The 20,903-nt window shown below is 72.6% G+C and carries 21 protein-coding genes; 7 read left to right on the forward strand and 14 right to left on the reverse strand.

Annotation, left to right across the window (positions count from 1 at the left end):
• Positions 1-32: 32 nt before the first annotated feature.
• Positions 33-1,250, reverse strand: a complete 1,218-nt coding sequence (locus ACYBSK_RS12530; RefSeq protein WP_460246088.1) for a sensor histidine kinase — start codon at positions 1,248-1,250, stop codon at positions 33-35.
• Between the two features lie 108 nt (positions 1,251-1,358).
• Between ACYBSK_RS12530 and ACYBSK_RS12535 the strand changes: the two genes are divergently transcribed.
• The 3 genes from ACYBSK_RS12535 (at position 1,359) to ACYBSK_RS12545 (ending at position 3,925) form a co-directional block, all read left to right on the forward strand.
• Entirely contained in the window at positions 1,359-2,282 is a 924-nt protein-coding gene (locus ACYBSK_RS12535; RefSeq protein WP_460246089.1) for an ATP-binding cassette domain-containing protein, read from the forward strand.
• A 3-nt stretch (positions 2,283-2,285) separates the two neighbouring features.
• The gene (locus ACYBSK_RS12540) at positions 2,286-3,032 is read left to right on the forward strand and encodes an ABC transporter permease (RefSeq protein ID WP_460246090.1); all 747 of its coding nucleotides are present in this window, start codon (positions 2,286-2,288) and stop codon (positions 3,030-3,032) included.
• Positions 3,033-3,127: 95 nt separating this feature from the next.
• Positions 3,128-3,925, forward strand: a complete 798-nt coding sequence (locus tag ACYBSK_RS12545; protein ID WP_460246091.1) for an SAM-dependent methyltransferase — start codon at positions 3,128-3,130, stop codon at positions 3,923-3,925.
• A 7-nt stretch (positions 3,926-3,932) separates the two neighbouring features.
• Here the strand turns inward: ACYBSK_RS12545 and mug are convergent, their stop codons facing one another.
• The 3 genes from mug to ACYBSK_RS12560 all read right to left on the reverse strand — a co-directional run bounded on the left by mug (position 3,933) and on the right by ACYBSK_RS12560 (position 6,920).
• Entirely contained in the window at positions 3,933-4,481 is a 549-nt protein-coding gene (gene mug / locus ACYBSK_RS12550; RefSeq protein ID WP_457481724.1) for a G/U mismatch-specific DNA glycosylase, read from the reverse strand.
• A complete protein-coding gene (gene purB / locus ACYBSK_RS12555) occupies positions 4,478-5,917 on the reverse strand; it encodes an adenylosuccinate lyase (RefSeq protein ID WP_460246092.1) in 1,440 nt (479 codons plus the stop codon). Before purB ends, mug begins: the two co-directional genes overlap by 4 nt.
• Positions 5,918-6,011: 94 nt before the next feature.
• Entirely contained in the window at positions 6,012-6,920 is a 909-nt protein-coding gene (locus tag ACYBSK_RS12560; protein ID WP_460246093.1) for a LysR substrate-binding domain-containing protein, read from the reverse strand.
• A gap of 156 nt (positions 6,921-7,076) precedes the next feature.
• Here ACYBSK_RS12560 and ACYBSK_RS12565 point away from each other — a divergent pair, with 156 nt between their 5' ends.
• Positions 7,077-8,087 carry an aldo/keto reductase gene (locus ACYBSK_RS12565; protein WP_460246094.1) on the forward strand — a complete coding sequence of 337 codons (1,011 nt, stop codon included), beginning with the start codon at positions 7,077-7,079 and terminating at the stop codon, positions 8,085-8,087.
• A gap of 15 nt (positions 8,088-8,102) precedes the next feature.
• Here the strand turns inward: ACYBSK_RS12565 and ACYBSK_RS12570 are convergent, their stop codons facing one another.
• From ACYBSK_RS12570 to ACYBSK_RS12600, 7 genes are all read right to left on the reverse strand, one after another.
• Positions 8,103-8,708, reverse strand: a complete 606-nt coding sequence (locus tag ACYBSK_RS12570) for an RBBP9/YdeN family alpha/beta hydrolase (RefSeq protein WP_460246095.1) — start codon at positions 8,706-8,708, stop codon at positions 8,103-8,105.
• Positions 8,705-9,997, reverse strand: coding sequence for an MFS transporter (locus tag ACYBSK_RS12575; RefSeq protein ID WP_460246096.1), 1,293 nt, complete (start codon positions 9,995-9,997; stop codon positions 8,705-8,707). Before ACYBSK_RS12575 ends, ACYBSK_RS12570 begins: the two co-directional genes overlap by 4 nt.
• Positions 9,997-10,869: a TauD/TfdA dioxygenase family protein gene (locus ACYBSK_RS12580; protein WP_460246097.1), complete on the reverse strand. Its 873-nt coding sequence runs from the start codon at positions 10,867-10,869 to the stop codon at positions 9,997-9,999. The genes ACYBSK_RS12575 and ACYBSK_RS12580 overlap by 1 nt, the downstream gene beginning before the upstream one ends.
• 14 nt (positions 10,870-10,883) lie before the next feature.
• Positions 10,884-11,855: a quinone oxidoreductase family protein gene (locus ACYBSK_RS12585; protein WP_457476998.1), complete on the reverse strand. Its 972-nt coding sequence runs from the start codon at positions 11,853-11,855 to the stop codon at positions 10,884-10,886.
• Entirely contained in the window at positions 11,855-12,925 is a 1,071-nt protein-coding gene (locus ACYBSK_RS12590; RefSeq protein WP_460246098.1) for a beta-keto acid cleavage family enzyme, read from the reverse strand. Before ACYBSK_RS12590 ends, ACYBSK_RS12585 begins: the two co-directional genes overlap by 1 nt.
• Before the next feature lie 94 nt (positions 12,926-13,019).
• The gene (locus ACYBSK_RS12595; RefSeq protein WP_460246099.1) at positions 13,020-14,042 is read right to left on the reverse strand and encodes an AraC family transcriptional regulator; all 1,023 of its coding nucleotides are present in this window, start codon (positions 14,040-14,042) and stop codon (positions 13,020-13,022) included.
• A 205-nt stretch (positions 14,043-14,247) separates the two neighbouring features.
• Positions 14,248-15,030 (reverse strand): SGNH/GDSL hydrolase family protein, encoded by a 783-nt coding sequence (locus ACYBSK_RS12600; protein ID WP_457477001.1) that lies wholly within the window; start codon positions 15,028-15,030, stop codon positions 14,248-14,250.
• Between the two features lie 111 nt (positions 15,031-15,141).
• Here ACYBSK_RS12600 and ACYBSK_RS12605 point away from each other — a divergent pair, with 111 nt between their 5' ends.
• The gene (locus ACYBSK_RS12605) at positions 15,142-15,420 is read left to right on the forward strand and encodes a holin (protein WP_460246100.1); all 279 of its coding nucleotides are present in this window, start codon (positions 15,142-15,144) and stop codon (positions 15,418-15,420) included.
• 32 nt (positions 15,421-15,452) lie between these two features.
• Here the strand turns inward: ACYBSK_RS12605 and ACYBSK_RS12610 are convergent, their stop codons facing one another.
• The 3 genes from ACYBSK_RS12610 to ACYBSK_RS12620 form a co-directional block, all read right to left on the reverse strand.
• Positions 15,453-16,466 (reverse strand): hemolysin family protein, encoded by a 1,014-nt coding sequence (locus ACYBSK_RS12610; RefSeq protein WP_457477003.1) that lies wholly within the window; start codon positions 16,464-16,466, stop codon positions 15,453-15,455.
• Positions 16,463-17,884, reverse strand: a complete 1,422-nt coding sequence (locus tag ACYBSK_RS12615; RefSeq protein WP_460246101.1) for a hemolysin family protein — start codon at positions 17,882-17,884, stop codon at positions 16,463-16,465. Before ACYBSK_RS12615 ends, ACYBSK_RS12610 begins: the two co-directional genes overlap by 4 nt.
• Positions 17,885-18,071: 187 nt before the next feature.
• The gene (locus ACYBSK_RS12620) at positions 18,072-18,956 is read right to left on the reverse strand and encodes a LysR family transcriptional regulator (protein WP_457477005.1); all 885 of its coding nucleotides are present in this window, start codon (positions 18,954-18,956) and stop codon (positions 18,072-18,074) included.
• A gap of 220 nt (positions 18,957-19,176) precedes the next feature.
• On the opposite strand from ACYBSK_RS12620, the gene ACYBSK_RS12625 reads away from it, so the two are divergent.
• Both ACYBSK_RS12625 and ACYBSK_RS12630 read left to right on the forward strand, forming a co-directional pair.
• Complete coding sequence (locus ACYBSK_RS12625) at positions 19,177-20,406, forward strand: serine hydrolase domain-containing protein (protein ID WP_457477006.1); 1,230 nt, start codon at positions 19,177-19,179, stop codon at positions 20,404-20,406.
• 71 nt (positions 20,407-20,477) lie between these two features.
• Complete coding sequence (locus ACYBSK_RS12630) at positions 20,478-20,897, forward strand: GNAT family N-acetyltransferase (RefSeq protein ID WP_460246102.1); 420 nt, start codon at positions 20,478-20,480, stop codon at positions 20,895-20,897.
• The last annotated feature ends 6 nt before the right edge of the window (positions 20,898-20,903 follow it).

The following is a 20,903-nucleotide window of genomic DNA, read 5'->3' on the forward strand; positions in this document are numbered from 1 at the left end:
CTTAGGGCCTGATCCGAACAACAGGCCCTGGATCACCCCACCGGCAGTTCGACGTGCACCTGCCACTCGTCCCCCAGGGGCCCGGTCCGCGCGTGCCCGCCCAGCAACGCCGCGCGTTCCCGGACGCCCCGCAGCCCGCTGCCCGTACCGGCGGTACCGGCCGGGCGCCCCGCGGGCAGCTCGTTGCGCACCTCCAGGACGAGGCGCCCGTCCGCGACGCGGAGGGTCACGGCGACCGGCACGGTGCCGCAGTGCCGCAGCACGTTCGTGAGCGCCTCCTGGAGGATGCGGTAGCCCTCGCGGGAGACGGGGCCCGGGACCGTGTCCAGCGGACCCGACACCTCCACGTCCACCTTCGTGCCCGCCGCCCGCGCCGAGTCCAGCAGCCGGTCCGCGTCCTGGAGCGTCGGCCGGGTGCTCGCGGGCCGCTCCGGCTCCCGCAGCACCACCAGGACCCGCTCCAGGTCGTCGAGCGCCGCCCGCCCCGTCTCCTCGATGGCGCCCAGCGCCCGCTCCGTGAACGCCGGATCGCCCGCCGCCCGCGCCGCGCCCGCCTGCACGACGGCGACGGTCAGGGCGTGGCCGATGGAGTCGTGCAGCTCGCGGGCGATGCGGTTGCGCTCCAGGAGCTGCTCGGTGCGCTCCTCCAACGCGGCGAGCCGCTCGGCCGCCGACGGCCCGAGCAGCACCGGCGCCAGCCGGGCCATCGCCCAGCCCGCGCCCGCCACCCCGTACACCATCGCCACCAGGGCGAACGGGATCAGCGCCGCGCACCACCACCCGGTGAGACCGACCGGGACGACGGAGACCGAACCGGTCCGCTCACCCATCGCCGCGCCCGCCAGCTCCAGGGCCAGCGCCATGCACTGGCTGGAGAACAGCGCCGTGCTCAGCCCGAGAACGAGGCGCAGCACCAGCCACACCGACGTACGGCCCCGGTCGCTCCAGGACGCCGACGGCGCCACGGAGACACCGTGCGCCGCGTCGCTCCCCGCCACGCGCGCGTGCCCGCCCGGAAACAGCATCAGCCGCGCCTGCAACCCCTCGGCCCGCCGCATCACGGGCACGAGACCGGCCACCACGAGGAGCGGCACCGGAACCGCGTAGATCAGGAGCCAGGTCCCGACGTCGGGCCGGGTGAGCCCCGGGTACACCGAGGCGCACGCGAAGGCGATGACCGACGCGCACAGCAGGTGCAACCAGCGCGTGTACGTGACCGCACGCGCGAGCGGTCTCCAGAGGCGGGGCATGCCGTCATCGTGCCAGCCGCCCCTCCGCACCCGGCTCCCCCGCGCGGGGGAGACGATGCCCACCGCCGGGGGAGGACCGTACCCCTGCCCGCCCGCGAGGCTGAGGCCATGACCACCATCGACGTCCAGGACCTCACCAAGGAATACGGGACGACCCGCGCCGTGGACCGGCTCACCTTCCGGGTCGAACCGGGCCGCGTCACCGGCTTCCTCGGCCCTAACGGCGCCGGCAAGTCCACCACGATGCGCCTCGCCCTCGGCCTCGACCGCCCCACCTCCGGCGCCGTGCTCATCGGCGGCCGCCCCTACGCCGCGTACGGCGAACCGCTGCGCGTGGTGGGCGCCCTGCTCGACGCGCAGGCGGCGCACGGCTCCCGCTCGGCCCGCGACCATCTGCGGGCGCTCGCCGCGAGCAACCGGATCCCGGCCGCGCGCGTCGACGAGGTGCTGGAACAGGCCGGGATCGCCGCCGTGGCGAACAAGCGCGTCAAGACGTTCTCGCTCGGCATGCGCCAGCGCCTCGGCATCGCGGCGGCGCTGCTCGGCGACCCCGAGGTGGTGCTGCTCGACGAGCCGTCGAACGGGCTCGACCCCGAAGGCATCATCTGGATCCGGGAGTTGATGCGCGACCTCGCGCGCGCGGGACGCACGGTGCTTGTCTCCAGTCACCTCATGAACGAGACCGCGACCTTCGCCGACCATCTCGTCGTCCTCGGCCGCGGCCGGCTCCTCGCCGACACCTCCATGCCCGACTTCATCGCCGCGCACAGCGCCCGCCGCGTCCGGGCGCGCTCCACGGACCCCGCCCGGCTGCGCACCGCCCTCGTCCGCGCGGGGCACACGGTGACGCTCGCCGACGACGGCCGCCTGGACGTGGAGGGCGTCACCGCCGCCGACGTGGGTGCCCTGGCGGCCGCCGAGGGCGTTCCCGTCCTCGAACTCGCCGACGAACAGGCCTCGTTGGAGCAGGCCTACCTCGCCCTCACCGCGCACGACACCGAGTTCGCCGCGACGCCCCTCCAGGAGGCCTGACCGATGACCGCCACGACCGCCCCCACCGCCGTACTGCGTGCCGAGTGGATCAAGATCAGATCGCTGCGCGGCAGCTTCGGCTCGCTGCTCGCCGTGTTCGTCGCCACGCTGGCCGTCACCACCCTCGCCTTCGCGACGATCGGCCAGGCCGAGGCCGACGACGGCGGCGACCTCCTCTTCGGAGCCTTCTACGCCCTCAACTTCGGGCAGATCGCCGCCCTCGCCTTCGGCGCCACCGCCGTCTCCTCCGAGTACCTCAACGGGGCGCTGCGCGTCTCCCTGTCCGCCGTCCCGAACAGGACCCTCTTCTACGGCGCGAAAATGGCGGTCATCGGCGGCTGCGGCCTCGCCGTCGGCCTGCTGACGAGCTTCGCCGCGTTCCTCGTCGGCCAGGCGTTCATGGGCCCGTACACGCTCGGTCTCGGCGATCCGGGAGCGGTGCGGGCCTGCGTCGGCGGCGGGGTCTACCTCGCGCTGATGGCGCTGTTCGCGGCGGGGCTCACGGCGGTGCTGCGCAGCGCGGTGGCCGTGCTCAGCATCCTCGTCCCGTTCCTGCTGATCGTGTCGTTCGTGGTCGGTGACGTCGCCGGATCGGCCGCGGACTACCTGCCCGACCGCGCGGGCCAGCAGGTCCTGCGCCAGCACGCCGAGGGCTCCCTCGGCCCGTGGGGCGGGCTCGCCGTGACGGCGCTGTGGGCGGCGGCCGCGGTGGTCGCCGGATGGTGGACGGTGCGGCGCAGGGACACCTAGGGACGCGTAGGGCGAGGGTCGGTGGAGCGGCCGGTCGAACTCCCGTGCCACTATGGGATCTTGAGGAGTACCCGGCCACGGACGAGGGAGATCGCATGACGGACACCGACGGGAACCAGCCGGAGGGGCGGATCTCCAGCCACGTCGCGCACAACGCGCGCGTGTGGAACTACTGGCTGGGCGGCAAGGACCACTACGAGGTGGACGAGAAGGTCGGCGACATGGTGACGTCCATGTACCCGAGCATCGGCGAGGTCGCCCGCGCCGACCGCGCCTTCCTCGGCCGCGCCGTCTCCCACCTCGCCGGTGAGGCGGGCATCCGCCAGTTCCTCGACATCGGCACCGGCCTGCCGACCGTCGACAACACGCACGAGGTCGCGCAGCGCATCGCGCCGGACGCGCGCGTCGTGTACGTCGACAACGACCCGATCGTGCTCACCCACGCCCGCGCCCTGCTCACCAGCTCCGCCGAGGGCCGCACCAACTACGTCGACGCGGACGCCCGCAACCCGCGCGCGATCGTCGAGGCGGCCTCCGAGACCCTCGACTTCGAGCAGCCCGTCGCGGTCATGCTGCTGGGCATCCTGAACTTCGTGCTCGACACGGAGGAGGCCACGTCCATCGTGCGCAGCCTCATCGACGCGATCCCCTCCGGCAGCTACGTCGTCCTCACCCATCCCACCCTCGAACTGGGCGGCGAGGGCAACACGGAGGCCATGGCGTTCTGGAACGAGAACGCCAAGCCCCCGATCACCGCCCGCTCGGGCGCCGAGATCGCCGCGTTCCTCGACGGCCTGGACCTCGTCGAGCCCGGCCTCGTCTCGTGCGCCCGCTGGCGCGACGACGAGGCCGAGCAGGTCGCCCAGTACGGCGCCGTGGCCCGCAAGCCGTGACCTGAACCTAGGCGTCGGCGGCGGCCTCGCGGAGGCGTCCGAACTCCTCCGCCATGGTCGCCGCCGTCCAATGCGCGTTCAGCCCACTGGGGTTGGGCAGCGCCCACACCCGGGCCCCGCCGACGGTCCGCTCCTGCGGGCCGATCCGCGCCTTGGGCTCACCGAAGGCCGAGCGGTACGCCGTCACACCCACCACGGCGAGCCAGCGCGGGCGCAGCAGCGCGACCTTCTCCTCCAGCAGGCGCCCGCCCTCGCGGTACTCCTGTGCGCTCAGCTCGTCCGCCCGCGCCGTGGCGCGCGCGACGACGTTGGTGATGCCGAGCCCGTACGAGAGGAGTTCCTGCTGCTCGGACGGCTTGAGCTGCCGGGGCGTGAAGCCGGAGAGGTGGAGGACCGGCCAGAAGCGGTTGCCGGGGCGGGCGAAGTGGTGACCGGTCGCGGCCGTCATCAGGCCCGGGTTGATGCCGCAGAACAGAACCCGAAGGCCGCTCGCGACGACGTCCGGAACCAGACGGTCACGAGCGGCCTCCAGGTCCGCGGCGGTGAGGCGCGTCAGAGGATCGCCCCCGGCGTGTAACCGGCGGCCTCCGGGTGCTGCTTGACGATCTCCTCGACGCGGCCCACGAGCTGCGCGACCTGACCGGCGGCGGCGCCCGTGAACGACAGCTTGTCCGCCATCAGCTCGTCGAGCCCGGCACGGTCCAGCGGGATGCGGGAGTCGGCGGCCAGCTTGTCGAGCAGCTCGTTGCGCTCGGCGCCCTGCTCGCGCATCGCGAGGGCCGACGCCACCGCGTTCTCCTTGATCGCCTCGTGGGCCTCCTCGCGGCCGACGCCCGCGCGCACCGACGCCATGAGCACCTTCGTGGTGGCGAGGAACGGCAGGTAGCGGTCCAGCTCACGGGCGACGACGGCCGGGAACGCGCCGAACTCGTCGAGGACGGTGAGGAACGTCTCCAGCAGACCGTCCAGCGCGAAGAACGCGTCCGGCAGCGCCACACGGCGGACCACGGAGCAGGACACGTCGCCCTCGTTCCACTGGTCGCCCGCCAGCTCGCCGGTCATCGACGCGTAGCCGCGCAGGATCACCATGAGGCCGTTGACGCGCTCGCAGGAGCGGGTGTTCATCTTGTGCGGCATCGCGGACGAGCCGACCTGGCCCGGCTTGAAGCCCTCGGTCACCAGCTCGTGCCCGGCCATCAGACGGATCGTCTTCGCGAGCGAGGAGGGCGCCGCGGCCAGCTGCACCAGCGAGGTCACGACCTCGTAGTCGAGCGAGCGCGGGTAGACCTGGCCGACGGAGGTGAACGCCTGCGAGAAGCCCAGGTGCCGGGCGATCCGCTGCTCCAGGTCGGCCAGCTTGTCGGCGTCGCCGCCGAGCAGGTCGAGCATGTCCTGCGCAGTGCCGACCGGGCCCTTGATGCCGCGCAGCGGGTAGCGGTTCAGCAGCTCCTCGACGCGGCCGAACGCGACGAGCAGCTCGTCGGTCGCGGTCGCGAAGCGCTTGCCGAGGGTGGTGGCCTGCGCGGCGACGTTGTGCGAGCGGCCGGCCATGACCAGCTCCCCGTACTCGCCCGACAGCTTGCCGAGGCGTGCGAGGACGGCGACGGCGCGGTCCCGGACCAGCTCCAGGGAGAGCCGTACCTGGAGCTGCTCGACGTTCTCCGTCAGGTCGCGGGACGTCATGCCCTTGTGGACCTGCTCGTGCCCGGCGAGCGCGTTGAACTCCTCGATGCGGGCCTTCACGTCGTGGCGCGTGACCTTCTCGCGCTCGGCGATGGAGCCCAGGTCGACCTGGTCGAGCACGCGCTCGTAGTCGGCGATGGCGGCGTCCGGGACGTCGATCCCGAGGTCCTTCTGGGCCTTCAGCACGGCGAGCCAGAGCTGCCGCTCCAGCTTCACCTTCTCCTCCGGGGACCAGAGGGTGGCGAGCTCGACGGAGGCATAGCGGCCGGCGAGGACATTCGGGATACGGGGCTTTGCAGGCGCAGTCACGTGTACGGAGTTTACCGGGCGTCCCTACAGGCTCCGAACCGTCGTCCGAATGTAGGAACCTACAGGTCAGACGCGTGCGGCGGAGAGGCCGGCGTCACGCGCCGGAGTCCTCCGCCCCGGCGGCCAGCACCGTCGTGCGGAACGACGCGACGACCGGCCTCAGGTCCACCCGGTGCCACGTCGCCCACAGCCGAACGGACCGCCGGAACCAGGGCAGTTCACGCACGCCGATCCCGGTCGTACGGCCGGGCAGCATGCTCCGCTGGACGAACGCCATGCCGAGCCCCGACGCCACCAGGCCCACCGCCGTCAGTGGTTCCGGCGCCTCGAAACGGATGTCCGGGGTGAACCCGGCGGCGGCGCACGCCGCGACGAAGTCGTCCCGCCAGACGTGGTCCTGCCCGTCCTCGACCGCGATCCACGGCAGGCCGTCGAGGTCCTCGGGCCGCACCTCGGCCGCCTCCGCCAGCGGATGGGAGGCCGGGACGGCGAGCAGCAGCGGGTCCTCCAGGAGCAGGGCGGTGCGCAGGTCCGGGTCGTCCTCGGGCGGCGCCTCGGGGGCGAGGGCGATGTCCAGGCTGCGCTGGCGCAGGCCCTCGAACTGCTCGTGTGCGGTCATGTCGTAGAGCGCCACGTGGATGCCCGGCCGCTCCTCGTTGAGGGTGCGCAGGGCGCTGGGCAGCAGGCCGGTGTGCATGGCGTCGCCGACGTAGCCGACGCACAGGCCGCCCTCCTCGCCGCGGCCGAGGCGGCGGCCGAGGTTCTCCAGGCGGGCGGCGTGCCGCAGCAGGGCCGTCGCCTCGGTGAGGAAGACGCGGCCGTCGGAGGTGAGCCGGATGCGCTGCTGGCTGCGCTCGAACAGGGTCAGGCCCAGGTTCTTCTCCAGCTGCGCGATCTGCCGGCTCAGCGGGGACTGCGAGATGTGCAGCCGCTCGGCGGCCCGGCCGACGTGCTCCTCCTCGGCCACGGCCACGAAATAGCGCAGTTGTCGCAGGTCAAGCATGTGGGACCTCGGGGGACTCAAGTATGTCCAAGCAAGTCTTGGACAGTCTTACCGGTCGATCCTAACCTCGGAGGAGCAAGAGGCGCGGAGCCGGAGAAATCAGCAGAAATCCCCGGCGGCCGCGCACGTACGGCACCAAGGCAAGGAAGCATCTCCATGGGCATCAGGTCCCTCCTCCCCGGCACGCTCGGTTTCGGCACCGCACCCCTCGGCAACATGTTCCGCGCGATCCCCGACGACGAGGCCCGCGCCACCGTCGAGGCGGCCTGGGACCACGGCATCCGCTACTTCGACACCGCCCCCTTCTACGGCGCCGGGCTCGCCGAGGAACGCCTCGGCGAGGTCCTGGCGACCAAGCCGCGCGACTCCTACGTGCTCTCCAGCAAGGTCGGCCGCGTCATCCTCGACGAGCACGAGACCGACGTCCCCGACTTCGGCGAGAAGGGCGGCCTGTTCGAGCACGGCAACCCGAACAGGATCCTCCACGAGTGGACCGCCGACGCCACCGAGCGCTCCATCGAGGGCAGCCTGAAGCGCCTCGGCACCGACCGCCTCGACATCGTCTGGGTCCACGACATCGCCCAGGACTTCCACGGCGACGACTGGATCCGGAAGTTCGAGGAGGCCCGCACCGGCGCGTTCCGCGTGCTGTCCCGGCTGCGCGACGAGGGCGTCATCAAGGCCTGGGGCCTCGGCGTCAACAAGACCGAGCCCATCGAGCTGACCCTCGCCCTCGACGAGCCGCAGCCCGACGGCTTCCTCCTCGCCGGCCGCTACACGCTCCTCGACCACGAGCACGCCCTCACACGGCTGCTCCCCATGGCCGAGGAGCAGGGCGTCGACATGGTCGCGGGCGGCCCCTACAGCTCCGGCATCCTCGCCGGCGGCAGCCACTTCGAGTACCAGGAGGCGCCCGCCGGGATCATCGAGCGCGTCGGCAGGCTGAAGGCGCTCACGGAGAAGCACGGCATCGGTATCAAGTCCGCCGCCCTTCAGTTCTCCCTGGCCCACCCGGCCTCCGCCGCCGTCATCCCCGGCGCCACACGTCCCAGCCGGATCGCCGAGGACACCGCCGCCCTCGCCGAAAAGATCCCGGCCGCCTTCTGGACCGACCTGCGCGCGGCCGGCCTCGTCAGCCCGGCGGCCCCGCTCCCCGAGGGCGCCTGACCCGTGCCACGGCGTCTACGCGGACGGGCTCGCGCCGCCCCCGGCGAAGGTCCGGTGCGTCACGCCGAGTTCGCTCAGCAAGGCCGTCGCCCGCGGCCAGCGCCCGTACCCGGAAGCCGGGTTGAGGTGCCCGACCGCGCCCAGGTCCACCAGACGGCTGCCCCAGTACGCGGCCAGGGAGGACACCTGGTCGTAGGACGCCAGCGGGTCGTTCCTGCTCGCCGCGACGATGCTGGGGAACGGCAGGCGTTCGCGCGGCACCGGTGACCAGCCGTGCTCGCGCGGTTCCTGACGGGTCGGGTACCCGTCCGGCAGGCCGGAGTCGAAGTCCGGCGGGGCGGCCAGCAGCGCGCCCACGACCCGGTCGCCGTACCGCCGCGCCCAGTGGACCGCGGTGAGGACGCCCGCGCTGTGGGCCACCAGGAGGACCGGTGCGGGTGTGTCCTCCACGGCCCTGTGCAGCGCGGCGACCTGGGCGCGGCGGCTGAGGCGGTCCCGTTCCAGCGGTGCGACGGTGCGCGAACGCGGGAGTTCGCGCGCGAGGTGGGTCTGCCAGTGTCCGGGGACGTGGTCCCGCAGGCCCGGGACGATCACCACGGTGGGTGGCTCGTGGGCGTTCATGCCGAGGGCTCCAGAGGGGTCAGTCGACGCAGGTCCTTCTCGTACGAGCGTCTGCCGATGGCGAAGGCCGTGGCGCCCAGGAGCGCCACCAGCGGGATCACGCGCAGCGCCCCGCCCAGGCCCAGGTGGTCGGCCAGGACGCCGGTCAGGGCGGGGCCCGGCGCCAGGCCGATGAGGCTGTTGGCGAGGGTGAGCGTGGCCAGCGCCGTGGCGGCGATGGCGGCGGGCGTCAGGCTCGCCACCATGGCCGCAGCGGGACCGGACGTGCCACCCGCGAGCAGCGTGCCGAGACCGACGAGCGCGAGCTGCGCCGGTCCGGTCGGCAGCAGGAACCCGCAGCTGAGCAGCGTCAGGGAGCCGACACTGCACACGATCGCGACGGTCCAGTTGCGGATCCCGGCGCCGCGGCCGAGCCGGTCGGCGACGGCGCCGCACACGATCATTCCGATCCCGCCGATGAGGGCGAACACCCCCGCCGCCAGGCCCGCCTTGTCCGTCGGCAGACCGTAGGCCCGGTCCAGGTAGCTGGGCATCCACGTCAGCAGCGCCATCGCCAGGAACATCTGCAGGCCGCTGCCGATGTAGGCGCAGACCACGGACACCGAGTTGAACAGATGGGGGAGTTGGGGGCGGATCGGCGGGCGGTGGCCGCGCCGCGACCGCTGCCCGGTGGTCCCGAGCCTGCGCTCCTTGACGACCAGCCCGTAGACGACCGCCAGCACGAGCCCGTACAGGCCCATCACGCCGAACGCCCAGCGCCAGCCGTGCGCCTGCGCGACCACGCCGCCGACCGAGACACCGAGCACGGAGCCGAACGAACCTCCGGCCATGAACGCACCGGCCAGCGTCGCCCGCAGCCCCACGGGGAACACGCTGAGGACGACCGCGATGCCGACACTGCCGTACGCCGCCTCACCGACGCCGACCACGAAGCGGGCCACGAACATCTCGCCGTAGCTCGCCGCGACGGCGCAGCCCAGCGTCGCCAGGCTCCACACCGCGGCGGCCGCGACGAGGATGCGCACCCGTCCCCAGCGGTCCGCGAGCAGGGACAGCGGGAAGGTCAGGACGCCGACCATGAGGGCCACGACACTGCTCAGGGCGCCCAACTGGCCGTCGGAGAGCAGCCATTCGGACTTGAGCATCGGGAAGACGGCGCCCAGGACCTGCCGCGACATGTAGTCGGACAGCAGCAGGGCGAAGCTCAGCGCGAACACCAGCCACGCGTAACGACGCGACACGGCCGGCGGGGCCTGCGCCGCCTCCGCCGCGAGCACGGGCCCCGTCATCAGAAGGGTCGGTCGCCGGTGATGCCGGCGCGCTCCATGCGGCGCACGGCGGGCCAGTAGTCCTGGACGGCGTAGTGCTGGGTGGAGCGGTTGTCCCAGATGGCGACGGAGTCCGGGCTCCAGCGCCAGCGGACCTGGTACTCGGGGACGGCGGCCTGACCGATCAGGTAGCGCAGCAGGTCGGCCGCGCCGGGCGCGTAGTCCTGGCCGAAGCGCACGTTCTCGGGGCGGTGGTAGTTCACGAAGTGCGTGGTGAACGCGTTGACGAAGAGGATCTTCTCGCCGGTCTCCGGATGGGTGCGCACCACCGGGTGCTCCGGGTCGGGGAAGCGCTCCTTGAGCGCGTGGCGCTCGGCCATCGGCATGACCGCCCCGAACGTCGCCTCGATGCTGTGCCGGGCGCGCAGTCCCTCGATGCGCCGCTTCACCCGGTCGGGCAGCCGCCGGTACGCCTCGGCCATGTCGACCCACAGCGTGTCGCCGCCGACCGCCGGGCCCTCGACGCAGCGCAGCACCGCGCCCATGGGCGGGCGGTCGCGCCAGGTCGCGTCGCAGTGCAGGGCGTTCTCGTAGTGCTCGGGCGGGCTGTCGAGGTCCTTGTAGATGCGGACGAGGCCGGGGTGCTCGGGATCGCTGCCCGCCACGGGGTGGTCCTCCAGCGGGCCGAAACGGGACGCGAACGCGACGTGCTCGGCGCGCGTCAGGTCCTGGTCGCGCAGGAACAACACCTTGTACTGGAGCAGGAGCCGGCGGATCTCGGCGAACAGCTCGTCGTCGTGGGCCGCCGCGCCGAGCTGAACCCCGTGCAGTTCGGCGCCGAGGGTGCAGGTCAGGGGTTCGACGGTGAGGGAGGTGCGGGTGGTTGCGGACATCGGGACTCCCTTGGTCAGAGGACGAAGACGGACGAGCCCGTCGTGCGGCCCGACTCCAGGGCGCGGTGCGCGTCCACCGCGTCCGGCAGCGCGAACCGCTGCGGGATCCGGACCGTGATCCGGCCGGCCGCCACGTGGTCGAACAACTCCCCGGCCAGTGCGGCCCGTTCGGCCGGATCGGCGATGTAGTCGGCGAGTGCGGGCCGGGTCACGAACAGCGAGCCGTGAACGGCCAGTCGCATGGCGTCCAGGGGCGGCACCCCGGACGCGGTGCCGAAGCACACCAGGAGTCCGCGGCGGCGCAGCGAGGCCATCGACGCCTCGACCGTGTCCTTGCCGATGCTGTCCAGGACGAGCGGAACGCCTTCCCCGCCGGTGAGTTCACGGACCCGCTCCGCGACGTTCTCGCGCCGGTACAGGATCGTGTGGTCGCAGCCGTGGGCGCGGGCGACGGCCGCCTTCTCCTCCGTGGAGACCGTGCCGATGACGGTGATGCCGAGCAGCTTCGCCCACTGCGTGAGGATCAGCCCGACGCCTCCGGCCGCCGCGTGCAGCAGGATCGTGTCGCCCGCCTTCAACGGGTGGATGCGGCGCAGCAGATACGCGGAGGTCAGTCCGCGCATCGTCATGGCGGCCGCGGTGTCGAAACCGATCGCGTCCGGCAGCCTGATGAGGGACCCCGTCGGCATCACGCGCTCGGTGCTGTACGCGCCCAGCGGACTGCCCGTGTACGTGACCCGGTCGCCCGCCGCGAACTCCGTGACGTCCGGGCCGACGTCGAGAACGACGCCCGCGCCCTCGACGCCGAGCCCCGCGGGCAGCGGCGCCGGGTACAGGCCGGTGCGGAAGTAGGTGTCGGCGAAGTTCAGGCCGACCGCCTGATGCCGGACGCGGACCTCGCCCGGACCCGGCGCACCCACCGCGACCTGCTCCCAGCGCAGCACGTCCGGCCCGCCGGTCTCGTGGAAGCGGACCGCGTACGCCATCAGCGGTTGCCCCCGGCCTCGACGGAACGCAGCATCGAACCCCGCTGGCCGGGACGGCGGTTGGGCACCATGCCGAGCTGCGCGAGGGTCTCGTCGGTGCTGCCGTACCACTCGCCGAGCCGGTAGATCCCCCGCGCCTCGGGGCCGGAGGCCACCTCGCGGCCGACCGCGTCGGCGATCGCCACCATCTGCTCGACCTGCCGCACGGACGACATCCGTTCGCCCTTGCGGCCCCAGAGGTTGTCCTCGTTGCCGACGCGGACGTGGGCGCCCAGCGCGATGCCGACCGCGTTCATGGGAGCGACCGCGCGCATCGACGCCTCGATGGTGAGCACGGCGCCGTCCGGTACGCGGCGGATGAACTCGACCAGATCGGCGGGGTGCCGGCCCGCGAACCCGCCGCCTATCGCCACGTAGTTGAGGACGAGCGGGCCCTGGTACTCGCCCTTGCGGATGAGCCGCTCGACCGTCTCCAGCTGGGCCAGGTGGGCGAGCTGGAAGTGCGGCTGGATGCCGCTCGCCCGCAGCCGCTTCAGATGCTCCAGATAGAACTCGGGCCCCGCCTCGACCACCATGTCCCGGTACGCCGTGTGGTAGCCCGGCTTGGCGATGGAGGTGCCCTCGATGTCGGCGTCGTCGAAGAGCTCGACGATGTTCATCTGGTTGGTGTTGATCGCGATGGTGACCTGGTCGGGCGCGGGGGAGACCTCCGCCAGCATGTGGCGCGTGTCGTAGCTCAGCCACTGCGCGTCGCCGCCCTCGTCCTCCGGCGCGAAGGAGTTCGAGCCGCCGATCTGGAGCACCATGTCCGGCACGGCCTGGCGCAGTCGGCCCATCAGCTCGTTGAACATCGACAGCCGCTTCGAGCCGTGCCCGTCCTCTTCGCGTACGTGGATGTGCAGGACGGTGGCGCCCGCGTTGTAGCAGTCCACGGCGGCCTGGACGTGCTCGTCCATGGTCAGCGGCAGATCGTCGGCGTCGCCGGGCAGCCACTCGGGGCCGTACGGCGCCGCCTGGACGACCAGCTTCTGCTGGTTCTCGGGGTAGAGGGAGTCATCGTGAAAATGCACGGTTTCACGCCCTTTCGATGCGGTTTCTCGCGTACCACCGCCACGGTAAGGACGTGTTGCGGGACCCGCTTAACCGAAAGGGACAGCCGACTTGTCACTTGGGGACAGGGGTCGCGCCACCGGTGCGCCGGGCCCGCCAGGCCCTGGGCGTGCAGCCGAACTGGTCGCGGAACCAGCGCGAGAAACCGCTGGGCGCGGAGAAACCGAGCAGCAGGGACACCTCGGTCAGCGGCTGGTGCGGGTTGGCCACCAGGTGTTCGGCGAGGCGGGCGCGGGTGGCGCCCAGCAGCGACGAGAAGGTCTGCCCGGCCGCCGCCAGATGCCGGTGCACGGTCCTGCGGTCCACGCCGAGGCTGTGCGCGACCTCCTCGATGGAGCACCGCCCCGTCGGCAGCAACGCCTCGATCAACTCCCGCACCTGGTCGACGAGTTCGGCCCCGCGCGGCTCGGTGACCGAGTCGAAGTACTGGCGGGCGTACGCGTGCAGCAGCGGGTCCGAGTGCGGATTGGGCGCGTCGAGATCGCGGGCGTGCAGCACCAGCCCGTTGAACGGGCGCCCGAACTCCACCGCGGACCCGAACAGCCGCCGGTGGGAGTCGAGTCCGGCGGGCGCGGCGTGCGTGAAGCAGACCGCGTGCGGGTGGCTGCGCTCGCCGAGGATCTCGCGGACGACGTGGTGGAAGACGGCCACGGCCAGCTCCGTCGCCTGCCGCGCGGGCCCCGGCTCGCCCAGCTCCAGCCACACCTTCAGCACAGTCCGCCCCCGCGAGGCGTCGAGCCGGCCGTGCAGCATCTCGTTGTACGCGTCCTCATGACGGATCAGCAGATCGAGCGCGCTGCGCAGCGTCGGCTCCTCGCGTGCGACGAGGCTGATCGGGCCCAGGTTCGCGAAGCGCCGCCGTCCGGCGAGCAGCAGCCCGAAGTCCTCGCGGCCCGCCGCGGCGGCCGAGAGTTCGAGGAGCCGCGCCACGGCGGGACCGGGGATCCACCGGTCCTGCACGGAGAGTTCGGCGGGGCGCAGGCCCACCTCGCGCAGCAGCGGTTCCGGCACGATGCCGAGGGAACGGGCGAGGGGGACGTAGCCGCTCAGCGCGGCGCTGCGGACGCGGGGCTTCATGGGCACGCTCCTTGCCTGTCCCGGACCGGACCGCGGCCTGGCACGGCGGCATCGCGACGGACCCCGGGGCCACCCGGTCACGGAGTACCGCCGCCAAGGAAACCGGCCGGACGGCACGTTGACAAGGCACCGGCCGAAGATCGCGGACCCTTGAGCCCGAGGAGCGGGCGCTCCTCGCGACCGTGCGCGGCTGACCCGCGAACGGTCAGGGCCGCCGGTCCTCCTCGTACGGCGCCAGCTCCGCGCGCTTCGGGGCGCGGCCGTCGCCGGAGGAGCGGCCCGTGAGGCGGCGGCCGATCCACGGTCCGAGGTGCTGCTTCGCGAAGCGGGCGTCCGCGACGCGGCGCGTCACCCAGTTCGGCGGGGCGCTGGGCGGCAGCACCGCGCGCCAGTCGGACTCGGCCTCGTAGCCGAGCGCCTGCCAGACCGCCTCGGCGACCCGGCGGTGGCCCTCCGCCGTGAGGTGGAGCCGGTCCACGTCCCACATGCGCTGGTCGCCGAGGGCCGGCGCGCCGTACAGGTCGACGACGAGGGCGCCGTGCTTCTCGGCGAGGTCGTCGATGCAGGCGAACAGCTCCTCCATGCGCGGGCGGAAGCGTTGGAACACCGGGCCGTTGCGGCCGGGGCTGCGCATCAGCACGAGCTGCTCGCACGACGGGGCCAGCGTCTCCACCGACCGGGTCAGCAGATCGCGCACGCGGACCATGTCGCACTTGGGGCGCAGGGTGTCGTTGAGGCCGCCGACGAGGGTCACCACGTCCGCCTTCATGGCGGCCGCGGCGTCGATCTGCTCGTCGACGATCTGGCGGATGAGCTTGCCGCGTACGGCGAGGTTCGCGTACCGGAAGTCGGAGGTGCGCGCGGCCATCCGGCCGGCGAGGAGGTCGGCCCAGCCGCGGTAGGAACCGTCCGGCAGCAGATCCGACATGCCCTCGGTGAAGGAGTCGCCGACCGCGACGAGGCTGGTGTAGGTGGGGTTCGTGTGCATGGCTGCCCAGATCGTATCCCGAGGCAACGAAGAGGGGCGCGCCGCAGGTCTGGGCAGCGGGGTCCGGCGGCGGTATGCCAGGAGCGAGCACCACGAACGGGGGAGTACGTCATGTGGAGCATCGGATTCTGGAAGGCCACCGCCGAGCGCGCGATCCGGACGTTCGCGCAGGCACTGGCCGCGGTCCTGGTGGCGGGCGCCACGAGCCTGCTCGACGTCGACTGGGCCGCGGCCCTCGGCACGGCGGGCCTCGCGGCGCTGCTCGCGGTCCTCACGGCGGTCGGCACCGCGGGCGTCGGCCCCCGCGGCCCCGGCCTCCTGGAGACACCGACGCAGGACGCGGCCCCCGCACCGCAGCCCGCGAGCGACCCGCCCGCCACCCGCATCTGACGGCCCTCGCGGCGGTCACGCGGACCGCGGGCTCACACCGGCTGGCCGAACAGCTCCCGCAGGACGTCCTCCATCGTCACCAGGCCCGCGAGCCGGCCGTCCGCCCCCAGCACCGCCGCGAGGTGCGTACGGCTCCCGCGCATCGCGGTCAGCACGTCGTCCAGCGGCGTCGTCTCCCGCACGCGCGCGATGGAGCGCATGTCCGGGACCCGGAACGGCAGGTCGCGCGGCATCGCGTCCAGGGCGTCCTTCACATGGAGGTAGCCGACGATCCTGCGGCCCTCGTCGACCACGGGGAAGCGCGAGAAACCGGACTCGGCGGAGAGCCGCTCCAGCTCCTCGGGCGTGACGCCCACGCGCGCGTAGAAGACCTTCTCGATCGGCAGGACGACGTCCTTGACGGGCCGGCGGCCCAGTTCCAGGGCGTCGTGCAGGCGCTCCTGCGCCCGGTCGTCGATCAGGCCCGCGTCGGAGGAGTCCTTGACCATACGGGCCAGCTCGTCGTCCGAGAACGTCGCCGCCACCTCGTCCTTCGCCTCCACGCGCAGCAGCTTCAGCAGCCCGTTCGCGAAGGCGTTGATCGCGAAGATGACCGGACGCAGGGCGCGCGCGATGGCGACCAGCGGCGGCCCGAGCAGCAGCGCGGAGCGCACCGGCTCGGCGAGCGCGATGTTCTTCGGCACCATCTCGCCGAGCAGCATGTGCAGATACGTCGCCACGGTCAGCGCGATCACGAACGAGATCGGGTGGACCAGCCCGTGCGGCACCCCCACCCCGTCGAACGCCGGTTCCAGCAGATGCGCGATGGCGGGCTCGGCGACGATGCCGAGGACCAGCGTGCACAGCGTGATGCCGAGCTGCGCCGCGGCCAGCAGCGCCGACACGTGCTCCAGGCCCCACAGGACGCTGCGCGCGCGCCGGTCGCCCTCCTCCGCGTACGGCTCGATCTGGCTGCGGCGCACCGAGATCAGGGCGAACTCGCCGCCGACGAAGAAGGCGTTGACGAACAGCGTCGCCAGGCCGATCAGCAATTGGACCGCGGTCATCGGGCCGCCCCCTTCTCCGTCTTCTGCGTGCCGGAGGCCTTCCCGGCCTTCGCGGACCTGCCCGCCCTGCCGTTCCTCGGCCCGTCCTCCCGCTCGTGCTCCTCGAGGTCCGGGACGAGCGGCGCGTGCAGCAGCACCCGCGCCGCGCGGTGCCCGTGCGCGTCCACGACGTCGAGCCGCCACCCGGCGACGTCGACGCTGTCGCCGATGTCCGGGATCCGGCCCAGCTCGGTCGCGACGAGCCCGGCCAGCGTCTCGTACGGCCCGTCTGGCGCGCGCAGGCCGACCCGCGCGAGCTGGTCGGTGCGGGCGGCACCGTCGGCGGAGTACAGCGCCCGGCCCTCCGGGTCGGCGCCGGCGGCCGCGATGTCGGGCGTCTCGTGCGGATCGTGCTCGTCGCGGACCTCGCCCACGACCTCCTCGACGATGTCCTCCAGGGTCGCGACCCCGGCCGTACCGCCGTACTCGTCGATGACGACGGCCATCGTCCGCTTCCCGGAGAGCCGGTCGAGCAGCCGGTCCACGGTCAGCGTCTCCGGTACGAGCAACGGCTCGCGCAGCAGATCGGCGACGCCCTTGCGGGCCCGCTGCTCGTCGGGCACGGCCAGGACGTCCTTGATGTGCACGACGCCGACGACGGAGTCGAGGCTGCCCCGGTAGACGGGGAACCGGGACAGCCCGGTGGCCCGCGTCGCGTTCGCCACGTCCTCGCAGGTGGCCTGGATGTCGAGGGCCATCACCTGGACACGCGGCGTCATCACGTTCTCGGCGGTCAGGTCCGCGAGGTTCAGGGTGCGCACGAACAGCTCGGCGGTGTCCGCCTCCAGCGCGCCCTCCTTCGCGGAGTGCCGCGCCAGCGCCATCAGCTCCTGCGGGCCGCGCGCGGAGGCCAGCTCCTCGGTCGGCTCGATGCCGAAGCGGCGCACGAGCCGGTTCGCGGTGTTGTTCAGGTGCGTGATGAACGGGCGGAACACGGCGCTGAACAGACGCTGCGGCGTCGCCACCCGCTTGGCCACGGCCAGCGGCGAGGAGATCGCCCAGTTCTTCGGCACCAGCTCGCCGACGACCATCAGGAACACGGTCGACAGGGCGGTGCCGAGGACGAGGGCGACCGAGCTCGACGCCGTCGCCGAAAGGCCCAGCGACTCCAGCGGACCCGACAGCAGCTTCGAGATCGACGGCTCGGCGAGCATGCCGACGACCAGGTTGGTCACCGTGATGCCGAGCTGGGCGCCGGAGAGCTGGAAGGTGAGGTTGCGGACGGCCCGCAGGGCGCCGGCCGCGCCGCGCTCACCGCGGTCGACGGCCTCCTCCAGGTCGGCGCGCTCCACGGTCGTGAGCGAGAACTCCGCCGCGACGAACGCGCCGCAGGCCAGCGACAGCAGCACCGCCACGGCGAGCAGGAGCACTTCGGTCATCGGTTCCTCACCTCCGTCCCATGGTCGGCCAGGGGCGGGACGGACGCGCGCTCGCGGGGGCCGCGCGGGGTGACGGAGCGGGGACTGGGAGGCTCGCCCATGGGCGGACGCTCACACCTTTCCTAGAAGTTCGCACAACAGAAGTTCGAATGACCCGTCCATGGTAAAGGAGCTGCAAAGCAGGGTCTCAGTCGGCGAGCCCGCGCAGCAGGTCGACGAAGGCCGGAACGGGATGCGCCTGCCGGGTGGCGGGCAGGAGCACGCAGTAGTCGAGCGTCGGACCGTCCCGCAGCGGAACGATCGCCACCCCGGGCCGGGCGTAGTACTGGGCCGCGCGGGCCGCCACGATCGAGGCCCCGAACCCGGCGGCGACCAGCACGGGAACCTCGTACCAGGTGGAGTAGTACGGCCCCCGGGCGATGGGGCGGCCCTGTGGTGTGCGCGACGGGAAGTGGAAGTCCGACTGGGGCTTCGGGCGGTCGCCCTTGAGTTGCAGCAGCGGTACCTCGGCCAGATCCTCCAAAGACACGGAGTCGGCTCCGGCCAGTGGATGGGTGGCCGGCAGCATCAGCGCGCGGCGCTCGCGGAACACCACGGGCCCCGCCGTGACCCCGGGTTCGAAAACGGGAAGCTCGGCGATCTGGAGCTGTACCTCGCCGCGGTGCAGCGGACCGTAGAGATCGCTGAACTGGGTCTCCTGGATCCGCACGGTCCAGCCCGGATGCCGCCCGCGCAGTTCCTCGGCGGCCCGCAGCAGCAGCTCCGCGCACCACGCGGCCGTGTAGCCGACGTGCAGTTCACCGACTTCGGACCGTGCCTCGGCGGCCGTCCGGTCGAGGGCCTGGAGGATGCGCTGGTGGGCCGGGAGCAGCTCGTCGCGCAGCCGCTCGCCGGGCGCGGTGAGCCGCACCGTGCGCGAGGTGCGTTCGAAGAGCCGCACACCGAGCCGGCGCTCCTGCTTCTTGATGACATGGCTGACCCGGGACGGCGTGACGTGCAGTCGCTCGGCGGTCCGGCCGAAGTGCAGCTCCTCCGCCAGTGTCAGAAAGATCTCTATGTCCCGAAGCTCCATCGGCCCCCCAGCCTCCCCTGTGAGCGTGAACCTAGCGGTCAACTGTGCGGTGACACAACGGTCATTGATGCGTCGGCGGACAACGCTGTCTTGCCGAACCCACTGTTGATCACCTCCCGGTCACGGCGCAGGCTGAGGACTTCCGGGCACCGGACGCCTCCGGGCCCGGCTTCGTACCGAGAGCGGGCCCGCCACCGGCGGACCCGGAGGGGGCAGGCGAATGGGACACGCCGAGAGCGGTTTCTCCGAGGCGGGGCAGCGCCGGATCAGGGACGTGCTGACACGCCACGTCGAGTCCGGGCGGATCCCCGGCGCCGTCGTGCTCTACAGCCGGGGCGAGGGAACGCACGTCGAGACGCTGGGCACGATGCGCCACGACGGCGGCGACCCGATGCGCCGCGACACCCTCTTCCGCATGGCGTCGACGTCCAAGCCGGTGTCCGTCGCGGCGGCCATGGTGCTGCTCGACGAGTGCCGGCTGCGCCTCGACGACACGGTCGAGGAGTGGCTGCCCGAGCTGGCCGACCGGCAGGTGCTGAAGCGGCCCGACGGGCCGCTCGACGACACCGTGCCCGCGCGCCGGCCGATCACCGTGCGGGACATCCTCACCTCCACCTTCGGCCTCGGGATGGACGTCACCGCGATCGGCACCCCGATCTTCGGAGCGATCGCAGGACAGGGGATCATCCCGAACCTGCCGGAGCCGATGCCGGGCCCCGACGAGTGGATGAAGCGCCTCGGCACGCTGCCGCTGATGCACCAGCCCGGCGAGCGCTGGCAGTACCAGATCGCCAGCGACCTGGTCGGCGTGCTGGTCGCCCGGGTCTCCGGCCAGTCCTTCGACGCGTTCCTGCGCGAGCGGATCTTCGAGCCGCTGGGCATGAAGGACACCGGCTTCCACGTCCCCGCCGCCGACCTCCACCGGCTGCCGCCGCTGTATGCGCCCGACCCCGCCACCGGCGAGTTCCAGGTGTGGGACCCGGCCGAGGGCGGCCGGCACAGCGCGCCCCCGGCCTTCCCCGGCGGAGGCGGCGGCCTCAACTCCACCGCCGACGACTACCACGCCTACTTCCGGATGCTCCTGAACGGCGGCACGCACCAGGGCGAGCGGATCCTGTCGAGGCCCGCCGTGCGCCTCATGACCACCAACCGCCTCACCGCCGAGCAGCAGGCCGCCCGGACCGCGCTCGCCACCGACAACGTCCACGTGTCCTTCGGCCAGGGCCAGCAGGGCGGCTGGGGCTTCGGCATGGCGGTGCGCACCTACGTCGGCGACTACGCGCCGCTCGGCCAGTTCGGCTGGGACGGCGGCAGCGGCACCTCGACCTACGCCGACCCGGTCAACGACGTCACCGGCATCGTCCTCACCCAGGTCGGCACGTCCGTCGGGCACGCGATCCGGCTGCACAACGACTTCTGGACCACGCTCTACCAAGTCGTCGAGGACTGAGCACATGACCACGGCGGGTGCCCGGCCAAAACGCCTTGGCCGGACACCGGCCGCCGTGGTCCACTCCCCGGGTGACCGATCTGAACATGCGCTCCGCCACCGCCGACGACATCGACGCGGTCCTCGCGTTCTGGCGCGAGGCGGCCGAGGGCACGAGCATCACCGACGACCACGACGGCATGACGCGGCTCATCGAGCGGGACGCGGACGCCCTGATCCTCGCGGAACGCGACGGGCTGCTCGTGGGGACCGTCATCGCCGGGTTCGACGGCTGGCGCTGCTCCGCCTACCGGCTCGCCGTGCACCCCGACCACCGCCGCCGGGGCATCGCGACGGCCCTGCTGGAGGCCGCCGAGCAGCGCTTCACCGCGCTCGGCGGGCGGCGCGTCGACGCCATGGTCCTGGAGGCCAACACCCGGGCGCACGGCGCGTGGGCGTCCTCCGGATACCACCGCGAGGACCACTGGCGGCGCTGGGTGAAGTCCCTGTAGGCGCAG

This window comes from Streptomyces sp. BYX5S (assembly GCF_054724165.1).